Annotated in this window: 11 protein-coding genes; 1 reads left to right on the forward strand and 10 read right to left on the reverse strand. The window is 34.4% G+C overall.

The annotated features are described in order from the left end of the window. Positions 1-145 precede the first annotated feature (145 nt). The 7 genes from ACZ1AQ_RS02475 to ACZ1AQ_RS02505 all read right to left on the reverse strand — a co-directional run bounded on the left by ACZ1AQ_RS02475 (position 146) and on the right by ACZ1AQ_RS02505 (position 7,925). Positions 146-613: a CYTH domain-containing protein gene (locus ACZ1AQ_RS02475; protein WP_489631370.1), complete on the reverse strand. Its 468-nt coding sequence runs from the start codon at positions 611-613 to the stop codon at positions 146-148. A gap of 13 nt (positions 614-626) precedes the next feature. Continuing rightward, positions 627-1,673, reverse strand: coding sequence for an o-succinylbenzoate synthase (locus ACZ1AQ_RS02480; protein ID WP_489631371.1), 1,047 nt, complete (start codon positions 1,671-1,673; stop codon positions 627-629). Between the two features lie 162 nt (positions 1,674-1,835). Continuing rightward, positions 1,836-3,035, reverse strand: coding sequence for a tetratricopeptide repeat protein (locus ACZ1AQ_RS02485; protein ID WP_489631372.1), 1,200 nt, complete (start codon positions 3,033-3,035; stop codon positions 1,836-1,838). A 538-nt stretch (positions 3,036-3,573) separates the two neighbouring features. Next, positions 3,574-4,251 carry a metal-dependent hydrolase gene (locus ACZ1AQ_RS02490; protein ID WP_315140567.1) on the reverse strand — a complete coding sequence of 226 codons (678 nt, stop codon included), beginning with the start codon at positions 4,249-4,251 and terminating at the stop codon, positions 3,574-3,576. Between the two features lie 137 nt (positions 4,252-4,388). Beyond that, complete coding sequence (gene menA, locus ACZ1AQ_RS02495; RefSeq protein WP_489631373.1) at positions 4,389-5,351, reverse strand: 1,4-dihydroxy-2-naphthoate octaprenyltransferase; 963 nt, start codon at positions 5,349-5,351, stop codon at positions 4,389-4,391. 163 nt (positions 5,352-5,514) lie between these two features. Further along, entirely contained in the window at positions 5,515-6,345 is an 831-nt protein-coding gene (locus ACZ1AQ_RS02500; RefSeq protein WP_024982521.1) for a 1,4-dihydroxy-2-naphthoyl-CoA synthase, read from the reverse strand. Between the two features lie 725 nt (positions 6,346-7,070). Next, positions 7,071-7,925 (reverse strand): CvfB family protein, encoded by an 855-nt coding sequence (locus ACZ1AQ_RS02505; RefSeq protein ID WP_489631374.1) that lies wholly within the window; start codon positions 7,923-7,925, stop codon positions 7,071-7,073. 175 nt (positions 7,926-8,100) lie between these two features. On the opposite strand from ACZ1AQ_RS02505, the gene ACZ1AQ_RS02510 reads away from it, so the two are divergent. After that, entirely contained in the window at positions 8,101-9,453 is a 1,353-nt protein-coding gene (locus ACZ1AQ_RS02510) for a M28 family metallopeptidase (RefSeq protein ID WP_489631375.1), read from the forward strand. 221 nt (positions 9,454-9,674) lie between these two features. On the opposite strand, the gene ACZ1AQ_RS02515 is transcribed toward ACZ1AQ_RS02510, so the two are convergent. The 3 genes from ACZ1AQ_RS02515 to ACZ1AQ_RS02525 all read right to left on the reverse strand — a co-directional run bounded on the left by ACZ1AQ_RS02515 (position 9,675) and on the right by ACZ1AQ_RS02525 (position 12,248). Then, positions 9,675-10,085, reverse strand: a complete 411-nt coding sequence (locus tag ACZ1AQ_RS02515) for an ankyrin repeat domain-containing protein (RefSeq protein WP_489631376.1) — start codon at positions 10,083-10,085, stop codon at positions 9,675-9,677. A 217-nt stretch (positions 10,086-10,302) separates the two neighbouring features. Further along, entirely contained in the window at positions 10,303-11,070 is a 768-nt protein-coding gene (locus tag ACZ1AQ_RS02520; RefSeq protein ID WP_489631377.1) for a hypothetical protein, read from the reverse strand. A gap of 227 nt (positions 11,071-11,297) precedes the next feature. After that, positions 11,298-12,248: a phosphoribosylaminoimidazolesuccinocarboxamide synthase gene (locus tag ACZ1AQ_RS02525; protein ID WP_489631378.1), complete on the reverse strand. Its 951-nt coding sequence runs from the start codon at positions 12,246-12,248 to the stop codon at positions 11,298-11,300. Between the last annotated feature and the right edge of the window lie 4 nt (positions 12,249-12,252).

The raw sequence follows: 12,252 nt of genomic DNA on the forward strand, positions 1-12,252 counted from the left end.
GTTGTAGTTGTAAAAATTGTTGATAAATTTTCAAACACCTAAAAAACAACCACTTTTGACCATATTAACGAAAAACAACAACTATAAAAACAAAAAACTACCCCTTAAAGAGGGGTAGTTCCTACATAAAATAATTCCAATTAAATTACCAGTTTTTAAACGGATGCTCACTCAGATAACCGTTGTAATAGCGAGCATCATTAGTAACTTCATCTCCTAACCATTCAGGTTTAAGAAAAGTTTCTGTTTCAGATGATAATTCTATTTCCGCTATTATTAAGCCTTCATTGTCCCCATAAAAAACATCAACTTCAATGACGTGATTTCCGGATTGTATTTCATAGCGTGTTTTATCAATTGTACCTTTCTCGCACAAATGCATCAATTGCTGTGCTTCTTGTACTGGAATTTCCTTTTCCCATTCAAAACGAGACAAACCACTTTCATTGCCTTTTCCTTTGATGGTCAAAAAACCTTTATCTCCTTTTATTCTCACACGAACGGTTCGCTCAGGATTTTTACTAATATAGCCTTGTGCAATTCTATTTTGAGCAAAAGCTTGTGTTATAAAATCAGTGGAGGTTACCAAAAATTTTCTTTCGATTTCTATCATTTGAAGTATTTAGTTATGAAAAAATAGCTTTATCAAAATACCAAACTGAATCTTTTCTATACCAAAGCTGCCCCTTTTCGACTTCCAAAGGACAATCAAAATTATTGGTATACAAAGCTCCAGTTCCTAAACCTTGAGGCATTTTTGAATTTTGAAGGTATGTCCATTGCGCAATCGCATTCAAGCCAATGTTACTTTCTAAAGCCGAGGTAATCCACCAGCCAATCTTATATTTATCAGCCAAAGTTATCCATTCTAGAGTTCCTCTAAAACCACCTATAAAACTAGGCTTCAAAATGATGTACTGTGGTTGAATTTTTTGCAACAATTGCTCTTTATCATTAAGAGAAAACACACCAATTAATTCTTCGTCTAAAGCAATAGAAAATGGAGTGATTTTACATAGCTCTGCCATAGTGTCATGGTTGTTTTTAGCTATTGGCTGCTCAATACTATGTAATTCAAAACCAGTGAGTTGAATTAGTTTAGATAAAGCTTCATTTAAACAAAAAGCACCATTAGCATCAACCCTAATTTCTATTTGATCTTGTGAAAAATGAGTACGTATATATGCTAATAATTCCAACTCTTTTTCAAAATCAATAGCTCCTATTTTGAGTTTTATACAACTAAAACCTTGTGCAATTTTTTCTTCGATTTGGGCTTTCATAAACGAAGGTTCGCCCATCCAAACAAGTCCATTTATCACTATAGATTGAGAACCATTGGTGAAATCTGATGGAAAAAGTAAAAATGGATTTTCGCTTTTGAGCGACAAAAAAGCCATTTCGACCCCAAATTGAATAGAAGGAAATTCCAATAAAGCTTCCCACAAAGCGCGCTCTCCTAAATGAATATTTTCGCAAACCCACTGCAATTTGGTTTCATAATCAGGACGGTCATCGGCACTTAAACCTCTAAGAATCCCGCACTCTCCTATTCCCCATTTTCCATCTTCTTCCAACAACAGAAACCAAGTTTCCTTAGTGGTCATAACGCCTCGTGACGTTCCTGAGGGACGTTTAAAATCAAGTAAGTATTTGTGATAGGTTGCTTTCAAAATGGTATGTTATAAAAAGTTTGTAGAATTATTCTTTTACAATCTTACTAGCTTCAATTTTGATGATGAAAAACAAATAAAAGGTACTCCGCTAATTTCCACTTGTTTTAATTTAAAAATCCCTTTAATCCGTGTCATCCGAGTTCCAACAATAGAATATTTTTAATCATATAAACTCAATACTTTATCAAAATCATCAGATTTAATTCCTAGTTTTTGAAAGGTTTCGAAATCTACTTTGGTCTTTTCAACCCAACTCAAACTATCGGTGACATTTTGATTTTGGTACTTCTTGTAAATCGCTTTGGCAGATTTGTAGTTGTCGTTTAATAAATAAGCGTGGGCTAAATTCAACTTAATCAACAACTCAGTATCGTCTAAGCGCTCGCCGTCTTGCAAAAATTTAATGGCTTTGCCGTATTGCTTGGTTAGCAAATAACTGGTTCCAATGGCATTATAATCTTGCACTTTGCCTTTGCCATCATTGATAATCATTTTAAGTTTGGTGATAGCTTCGCCGTGTTTCCCTTGTTTGGCTAATAGGCTCGCCTGCTTTCTTGCGTCAGCATAGGTTGTATTAGACACGCTAGATTCACCAAAACAACTGTTGCCAAAATCTTTATAGGCTTTGTTACGTTCTTCTTTTAATAGCTTTTGAAACTCAGTGTGGGTGTATTTGTTTTGGATTTTGTCTAAAACACAAACACAAAAGTCGTCCGAATTGGTCATTTTTTGAGCCATTGTGGAAGTTTTGCATTGCTCGATAATGTTTTTTCGGTTGCTTGCGCTCCAGCCACGGCTCAATTTATAATCGACCCAAGGCACAACCTCTAACACTATTTTTTGCTTCATAATCCAATTCTTGCTTTCGAAGCCAAACCAAATGGCATTGGATTGCAAGCAAGTTGATTTGTCGGTCGATAAACGTTTGGCGTCTTTACTCAAAGGGGTTTCTTGTATGAAGCAAGCCTCTGTGGTACTTCCTGTTTTTTGATAGGTTGTAGCAGCACTATTTGAAGAAAAAATAGCGTATTGGCATTTATCATCGCCAGAGATTTTGGACAAGATAAATACCGCACCCGCAGAACCTTGACTAATTCCAGTAGGGTCTGGAATGGATTTTAGTACCGAAACCAAACTTCCCGCCATTTGTTGGTTTTCGTCTAGTAAAGTAATGCGATACACGACTTCGGTTGTTCCAGTAGGTAAGTCTTCTGTTTTGATGATAATTCGGTCTCTTGCGGAAACGATAATTTCTTTGGAAGTAGCTCTTTCTTTGTCCCAATAGCCCGTTTTTTGAGCTAGAAGTGAGGGAGAACAACAAAGTACTGTAAAAAGTAAAAGGAATGTTTTTTTAATCATAATCCAATGGCATATTTTTTAACCACATAGAAACATAGAATTTATTATTCTTTTTAAAAGTAATCAATAGCCGTTTTACTCTTCACATAGCTATTCTATGCGAAAAATTATCCTATTTCTATTGATTCTTTAGCGGATTAGCATTTTTCTATGATCCTATGTGGTTTATTATTTATGACTATCCGTGACTAGTACCATTTCACAGAATAAATTAGTTGTTGAATGTTTTTCACAAATATAATCCTTTCTGATCTTTGCGTCTTCGCGACTTTGCGAGCCCAATTTCACGCAAAGGCGCAGAGACGCAAAGTATATTGTCAATATTTAGACTGTTGGTTGGTATAAGTTACGGACAATCATATTATTTTTTATTAGAATTTCACTCAACGAGCAAATAGTATTAAAATATAAAAACAAAGCGTGATGAATGCACTAGACCCTAGCCCTGATGGGAACGGCATCCTTTACTGCCGGGGTTCGGCAGTAAAGATATAGTGGACAGCAGGAAACAGCTCCTAACTCTTACTATATCAAATAACTATAATTCTATCGACTCGCCAATGGATAAAAGCATCAGGTCTTTTCCTTTGTCGAAAAACTTCTTGATGGCTTGTTCGTGATTGATTTCGATGAAACCAAAAGTATCAAAATGACAGCCTAAGACTTTATCACATTCTACAAAATCTGAAGCAATAATGGCGTCTTCTATATCCATCGTGAAGCAATCACCAATTGGGAAAATCGCCAAATCTAGTTTGGTGCGCATTGGGATTAATTTCATATCCATAGTTAGTGCTGTATCGCCAGAGATGTAGATGTTTTTGTGTTCTCCTTCGATTACAAATCCACCAGGATTGCCTCCGTAAGTTCCGTCTGGGAAGGCGCTTGAGTGAACCGCTGCCACGTACTTTACTTTTCCGAAATCGAAAGTCCAGCTTCCACCGTGATTCATAGGGTGGAATTTTAGTTCTTTAGCACCATAATAATTAGCAATTTCCCAATTAGAGACAATCACAGCGTCCGTGCGCTTAGCAATAGCCTCTACATCTTGTATATGATCAAAATGAGCATGGGTAATCAAAATGTAATCTGCTTTTAGTTCATTTATATTTATATGGCTAGCTTTGGGATTTCCGGTGATAAATGGATCTACCAAAATATGTTTTCCTGCCACTTCAATTCCGATACAAGCGTGTCCGTAGAATGTAATTTTCATAAGTTGATATTTATTGTTTTTTATCGGTCGTATGTAATTCGCATATCATCATTGGTTTTTGCGACCAATATTGCATCATGCTCATTTCATAATTTAATAATTTAATAATTAAAAATTGAAAGATTGGAAGAAGCCTTTTATCGGCCACCCATAAAAGTATTCACAATAACGTCTGAAAAGAAATAAATCATACACAATGAAAAAAGCACAGAAAGTAAAAACGTGCTTAAGGCTACTTTTTTTAATTCAGGATCTAATTCTTTAGGGTTGGTGTTTTTTTTCACCGTATCCAAATGTTTTAGCAAAGGGTAATAGGCTACTAAAAACAAGTATTGATCGATATTAAAATTATTGAGCAAAGCAAAGACAACAAACGCTAACATTGCAGAGATAATTAGGAAATAATGGTATTTTTTGGCTTTCTCACCGCCCATTTGTACCACGATTGTATTCTTTCCAGATTTTCTATCCGAGGCTTCGTCTCGCATATTGTTTAAGTTAAGCACTGCAACACTCAATAATCCGATGCCAATTGCGGGCAAAAACAAATCGAAATCAAATTGTTTAGAATACAAAAAGTTGACCCCAAGCGTACTTACCAAACCGAAGAATATAAACACAAAAACATCTCCGTATCCGCGATACCCATAAGCCGAAGTTCCCACCGTATATTTGATAGCTGAGGCAATAGCCAAAATCCCAAGTACTAAATAGAACAAGGAATACACAAAATTGGTATCTCCAAAAGCAATAAAAATTAAAGTGATAGCTGATAAAAGCGTTAGTATTGAAGTGATGATTATAGCACGTTTCATCGCTGGGGCAGAAATCACTCCGCTTTGAATAGCTCGTTTTGGCCCTACTCTATCTTCGTTATCAGTGCCTTTTACGCCATCTCCATAATCGTTGGCAAAATTTGATAAAACTTGTAAGCCCAAAGTAGTAAGCAAAGCAAAGCCTAAAATAGACCAATTGAATACTTCGGTTGGTGTTAAAATAGCTTCTGTTGGATGCGCTAAGGCATACATACTCCCCACAATTATTCCCGATACGGATAATGGTAAAGTTCTTAATCGTGCGGCTTGAATCCAGTGTTTCATTTTTTATTTTTTGTTTTTAAAATGTTTAAAAGTTTAAGATAGTTTACAAGGTTTAAAGTTGTTTAAAGGTTTAAAAAATAATGTAAAATCTTCTCTATTAAACAATTTTAAACAACCTTAAACTATTTCAAACAAATTTAAACCATTGAACAACTATAAACTTTTAAGGCAACCATTTTTTTTCGAAATTTGGTTTGCGTTTTTCTAGGAATGCATTTCTACCTTCTTTTGCTTCTTCGGTCATATAGGCTAAACGAGTGGCTTCTCCTGCAAAGACTTGTTGTCCCACCATACCATCATCGGTTAGATTCATAGCAAATTTTAGCATTTTGATAGCCATTGGTGATTTTGCTAATACCTCCTGTGCCCATTGATAAGCCGTTTCTTCTAATTCGTCGTGAGGAATCACAGCATTGACCATTCCCATTTCAAAAGCTTCTTGAGCAGAATAATTGCGTCCTAAAAAGAATATTTCACGGGCCTTTTTCTGTCCTACCATTTTGGCTAAGTACGCTGAACCATAACCGCCATCAAAACTCGTTACATCGGCATCCGTTTGTTTGAAAATAGCATGTTCTTTACTAGCTAAAGTCATATCGCAAACTACGTGTAAACTGTGTCCTCCACCAACTGCCCATCCTGGTACTACCGCAATAACAACTTTTGGCATAAAACGGATTAGACGTTGTACTTCTAGAATGTTCAAACGATGTTGACCATCATCTCCCACATAGCCCTGATGACCTCTTGCATTTTGGTCTCCTCCACTGCAAAACGAATATACTCCATCTTTAGTAGAAGGACCTTCAGCAGATAACAAGACTACTCCAATAGAAGTATCTTCTTGTGCATCATAAAAGGCTTGATATAATTCGGAAGTTGTTTTGGGCCTGAAAGCGTTGCGAACATTAGGTCTGTTGAAAGCAATTCTGGCTACACCATTACATTTTTTATACGTGATATCTTCAAATTCTCTAGCGGTAATCCATTCCATTAGTTACAATTTTAAATTTTAGTGTAAAAATAAAGCATTTTTCTATTTTAAACTATTCTTATTGAATAAGCTTTGATAATCCTAATCTGACGAATCTTTTTGAAGTGTTAAATTTGTTTAGAAATTCAGTTTTTTAACAAACACTAACTAAAAAAATGAGTACTTTTAGTCATTGCTAATCAAGGTTGTACTTCTTTTTTTGAGTTTGGATTAGCACGAGTTTTTTCACTGAATTATTAACCTTAAAAAATGAAAACTTTTGAAATTATTTAAAAAAAATGTCGCTCATTTTTTGATGGAAAAGATTGTGAAATCAACTTCAACTAAGAATGAGCAAATGGTTGATTCGTTTGCAAAGTATATTAGAACATAATAGTAGCACCTACAGTCAACACTAAGTGTTTTCAATTCGGTTGCCTAAAAGAAATAAGGGAGTTTAACTGAAATCGAATCCTTACAATATATATAAAGACTAATGGTTTTATTGCAAGGTTAATTCTATTATTCTGAACCAATCGAAAATTCCATTTAAAGACAAAACATTCAACAGGTATTTTACACTTAAGTTAATCTATTATAAGCAGTTTATTTATGTTAAAAACTGTTGTTTTTCAGGTGATACTAATACCTCAAGAATGCATCCTTTTTGAAGACAAACGTGTCATCAAAAGAGAAAAGGCTAACCGTATATCGATTAGCCTTTTTTTTATCTTCTATTATTGGGATTATTCTTGAACAAGATAAATTCCATCATCTTTAATCTCAATTACTTTTTCTTTATACAACGCCCCAATAGCCTTTTTGAATGTTTTTTTACTCATCTTCAAAACCGTTTTAATGTCTTCGGGATGAGAATTATCATTCAAACGCAAAAAACCGCGACTTGCTCTTAATTCATTCAAAATCTTTTCAGCATTGGGTTCAATGTTTTGATAGCCTTGAATTTGCAGTGATACATCAATCTTATTATCAGGTCGAATATTTTTGATGTAGCCTCTCATTCTGTCCCCAGTTCGAATAGCATCATCATACACTTCATCTTTATAAAGTAATCCTTTATGTTTTTCGTTGATGATTACGTTAATTCCAATTTCTGTAATATGAGAAACGATTAAATCTACTTCTTCTCCTTTTTCAACTGTAAGCACATCATTACTCAAAAATTGATTTGTTTTACTAGAAGCGACCAAACGATTCGTTTTTTCATCCATATACAAATACACCAAATAGCGTTTTCCTTTTTCCATAGGACGCGCTTGCTCTTTGAAAGGAACCAAAATATCTTTTTCCATTCCCCAATCCATAAAAGCTCCTACTTGATTAATGTAGTTCACTCTTAACAAAGCAAATTCATTCAATAAAATATAAGGTTCTAAGGTAGTAGCTATCGGACGTTGCTCATGGTCTAAATACACAAAAACAACCAATTCCTCTCCAATTTCAAATTCGTTTGGAACATATTTGTTTGGTAAAAGAATATCATATTTACCTTCTGGATCTTGCTCAGGATTGCCCAAAAACAAACCTACTTTGGTATCTCTTAATATGGTTAAGGTATTGTATTTTCCTATTTGAATCATTTTCATATCATTTCTAAAGCGCAAAGGTACGAAGACTTTACTTTATTCTACAGCTAAGCGTTGAGATTCTTCTATGCATCGTGTAAAGTTCATCATTGTACAAGTGTTAATCTCAACATCAAAAGAGTAAAAAGTTTTTTATTTGTTTAAATTTGAAGAAATCAAACAAAACTATATGAAATCATCTACATTTTTTTACCTCATTGTTTTACTAGTACTAACTCCAAATCTACAAGCACAAAATACAACTTATGATCCAGAAATTTCCAAAATGGTATCGGAAGTCAAAACAGAAAATCTTGAAGCGATAGTAAAAAAACTAGTGTCTTTTGGTACGCGCCATACTTTAAGTGATACTAAAAGTAACACACGCGGAATAGGTGCAGCTCAGCGCTGGGTAAAATCAGAATTTGACAAATACGCATTAGCTTCCAATGGACGATTGACTTCTAAAATTGACTACTTCACCATTAAAGCTGATGGCAAAAGAATCGCTGTCGACAGTGAACTAGGCAACGTTATGGCAACGTTAAAAGGAACAGATCCAACCGATGATCGAGTGCTAATAATTAGTGGTCATTTAGATTCTCGTGCTTCGGATGTAATGGATGCCAAATCGGATGCGCCTGGCGCTAATGATGATGGTTCGGGAGTAGCTTGTGTGATGGAATTGGCGAGAATTATGAGTCAAAGGGAATTCCCGTTTACCCTCATATTTGTAGCCGTAGTGGGTGAAGAACAAGGCTTATATGGAGCAAAACATTTGGCCGACATTGCCAAAGAACAAAAATGGAACTTAATTGCCATGCTCAATAATGACATGATTGGCAATAGTTTATCAAGCGGCACCCAACTGCGCGATAATACCCAAGTACGCGTATTTAGCGAAACGATTCCTTATACCGAAACGGAGGCCGAAGCCAAAATGAGAAAAGCTACCAATCGTGACAATGATAGTCCATCCCGACAGTTGGCTCGTTACATCAAAACAGTCACCCAACAATATGTCCCTCAATTAGACATTCAATTGGTATACAGAAACGATCGTTTTTTAAGAGGTGGTGACCATACACCCTTTAGCCAAAATGGATTTACAGCGATACGTTTTTGTGAAATGAATGAGAATTATGATCATCAACATCAAAACGTTCGTAAAGAGAACAACATTCAATATGGCGATTTACCTGAGTTCATGGACTTTGAATATATGCGTAAGGTAACTTGTTCTAATCTGGCTACTTTCAGCAATTTAGCATGGTCACCTAAACCACCAGAAAACGTGGGAATTGAAGTTAAAGAGCTAACCAATTCATCCGTATTAGTTTGGCAAGCCCCACAAGGAAAACCGGTATATGGATATACCATACTAATTCGTGAAACAAGCGCTTCCCATTGGCAAAAAACTATTTTTGTTAAAGATACCAAAGTCGAAATTCCTTATTCAAAAGACAATTACTTCTTTGCAGTACAAACTGTAGACGCTTTAGGGCATGCTAGTTTACCCGTTTTTCCAATTCCAATTCGTTAAAAATATAGTAGCATAGTTCAAAATCAAAAAGAATCTATATTTTTGGAATCTTAAAAAATACATCATGAGAAATTCAAAATACTTAAAAGTAGTAGTTATTGTATTAATCGTACTTTTTCTGGTTGCAAGTGTCATCAGTTAAAATCATAGGTCGATTATAAGTAAAAGCAAAGAAGCGGCCTGTTTAGACCGCTTCTTTTTTTGATTGATGATTGATGCTATTAACGCTGAGCCAAAGCATTTTCTTTATTCAATTGAAGAAAAACATAAGCTTCTTTTGCATTCGATAATTGAGCATATTGTAATGCATCTGCACCAAAACTATTTTTTTCTTCCACTTTTGCACCTTTGGCAATTAGCAATTTCATGATTTCAACTTTATTGTAGCGAGCTGCAATCATTAAAGGTGTTAAACCGTATGATTTTTCATTAACATCAGCTCCAAAGTCGATTAATTTTTTGATAAATTCCAAATCCCCTTTATAGATTGCTACATGCAAAGGTGTCGCCTCTCCATAATTTGGAACTTTGTTTTCAAGTGTTGTTACAGGTCTAAGGTTTGCAGCTTCAACTGTTGTTGCAAAACTTGATAATACTACTGCTAGTCCTAAATAAATGATTGATTTTTTCATGATGATTGTGTTTTTGGATTGTTGATTGATGATTTAAATTCTATTCAAAAGTAAGCTTTTTTTATATACATGTATTACAAGGTACTATTTATTAACTAATAATTAACTTGTTTTTTAAATTGCTGGTTTTTAAACCACTCAAAAATAAACGAACCTACAACAATAGACGTTACCCCATGGTTAATGTTACAGCACATTAAACAAATTAACTTTTATTTTACTTTTCAACGTATTGATTGGATTCGATAATCACATCATTTAAGTAATCTGTAATTACAAGATTCTTTTCCGTTAAAATATGAGGTGGGGTCATGATTGGTTCGTCAAATATTTGCAAGGTTTCAATCCACTTATAGTCGAGTGGCTGCTCTAATAAAACAGTATCCTCACCTACTACACTAAAATCTATTGTTTCGTCAACTGTTGTTTTAGAAGGCACGACAATAACTTCATCAAACATTGCTAAGGTATCAATCCAATTAAAATCTAATGAATTAGTTTCATTTACCTCAGTTTCATCGATGATTGTATTCTCTAATCGTACGATAGTTTCAAATGAAGTCTCTTTTTTGCATAAAAAAGGCACCTCAATTAATTCGTCTGTAGTTGAAAATGTGCTCTCCTCATAATCATTTAGATTTTGTACTTGCTCAATTTCATTTTCTTCGATGATTGCACTTTCAAAAGACCAAATTCTATAATTTGTTGGTGTAAAATTAAAAACTACAGGTGTTTCTTCTAAGACAAGTTCTGGCTTTTCAAGTATTAAAGTACCTTTCTTTTTATCATCGGAATTGTATTTTGTCAATGCTACTTTTGCATAATCAACCATTCCTTTTTTGTTTTCATTTGATTTGAAAACTGAATTCATTTTGATGTCTTGTCTACTTCCTACGCCACTCAAATGATTTTTGTCCAAACGAATTTCTAAAGTTGAAATTAATACTACTGATACTGCTACTGTGTAAATAATTGATGCTTTCATAATTTTATTTTTTTAGTTTTTGATTTGTTGTTTTAAATAATAATATCCTATGCAAATATATATCTTTTAAACAGTATCTTGTTTTACATAGTACTTATTTTTAACAAATAATTAACAAAACACAAGAAATAAACCACTAAAACAAGGGAATTGAAGTATTTACAAACGAAAAAGCCTCCTACTATTTTCATAGTAAGAGGCTTTAAAGAATATGTTTTAGTAGTGGTTTATCCTTTTAGATACTCCAAAACATTGTTTTCGATACGTTCATTAATATTTGTAATATCAGCTTTCACGAACTTTTCCCCAATTATATTTTCATACAATTCAATATAACGATCAGAAACTGATTCGATGTATTCCTCTGTCATTTCTGGGATTTGCTGTCCTTCCTTACCTTGAAAACCATTCTCAATCAACCATCTGCGTACAAACTCTTTAGACAATTGTTTTTGCTCTTCACCCTTTTCTTGTCGTTCCTGATATCCTTCTGAATAAAAATAGCGAGACGAATCTGGTGTATGAATTTCATCTATTAAAACAATTTGTCCTTCTTTGGTTTTACCAAACTCATATTTGGTATCTACCAAAATCAATCCACGACTCGCTGCGATTTCGGTACCACGTTGAAACAAAGCACGTGTATACTTTTCTAGTACAAGATAATCTTCTTCTGTAACAATACCTTTAGACAAAATAGCTTCTCTCGATATATCAGCATCATGTTCACCGTTGTCGGCTTTAGTGGTAGGTGTAATAATTGGTTCAGGAAATTTATCATTTTCTTTTAATCCTTCAGGCATGGTTACACCACAAAGTGTTCTTTTACCCGCAGCATACTCTCGAGCTGCATGGCCTGAAAGATAGCCACGAATCACCATTTCTACTTTAAAAGGAGTACACAAATGGCCCACAGCAACGCTTGGATCTGGTGTAGCCACTAACCAATTTGGAACAATATCCTTTGTCAATTCCATAAACTTGGTTGCAATTTGATTTAAAATTTGCCCTTTATAAGGAATGCCTTTGGGCAAAACTACGTCAAACGCAGATAGTCTATCAGTTGCCACCATCACTAAAAGTTCATCATTGATATTATAAACCTCACGAACTTTTCCGCGGTATACAGATTTTTGATTTGGAAAATTAAAATTGGTAGTTGTAATCGTTGTACTCATTGTG

The organism is Flavobacterium sp. UM26 (assembly GCF_057922445.1).

Excerpts from the sequence above, each read along its gene's own strand:
- ACZ1AQ_RS02520 (WP_489631377.1), bottom strand. The coding sequence starts at position 11,070 with ATGAAAGCATCAATTATTTACACAGTAGCAGTATCAGTAGTATTAATT.
- ACZ1AQ_RS02475 (WP_489631370.1), bottom strand. The coding sequence starts at position 613 with ATGATAGAAATCGAAAGAAAATTTTTGGTAACCTCCACTGATTTTATA.
- ACZ1AQ_RS02485 (WP_489631372.1), bottom strand. The coding sequence starts at position 3,035 with ATGATTAAAAAAACATTCCTTTTACTTTTTACAGTACTTTGTTGTTCT.
- ACZ1AQ_RS02490 (WP_315140567.1), bottom strand. The coding sequence starts at position 4,251 with ATGAAAATTACATTCTACGGACACGCTTGTATCGGAATTGAAGTGGCA.
- menA (WP_489631373.1), bottom strand. The coding sequence starts at position 5,351 with ATGAAACACTGGATTCAAGCCGCACGATTAAGAACTTTACCATTATCC.
- ACZ1AQ_RS02515 (WP_489631376.1), bottom strand. The coding sequence starts at position 10,085 with ATGAAAAAATCAATCATTTATTTAGGACTAGCAGTAGTATTATCAAGT.
- ACZ1AQ_RS02525 (WP_489631378.1), bottom strand. The coding sequence starts at position 12,248 with ATGAGTACAACGATTACAACTACCAATTTTAATTTTCCAAATCAAAAA.
- ACZ1AQ_RS02510 (WP_489631375.1), top strand. The coding sequence starts at position 8,101 with ATGAAATCATCTACATTTTTTTACCTCATTGTTTTACTAGTACTAACT.
- ACZ1AQ_RS02505 (WP_489631374.1), bottom strand. The coding sequence starts at position 7,925 with ATGATTCAAATAGGAAAATACAATACCTTAACCATATTAAGAGATACC.
- ACZ1AQ_RS02500 (WP_024982521.1), bottom strand. The coding sequence starts at position 6,345 with ATGGAATGGATTACCGCTAGAGAATTTGAAGATATCACGTATAAAAAA.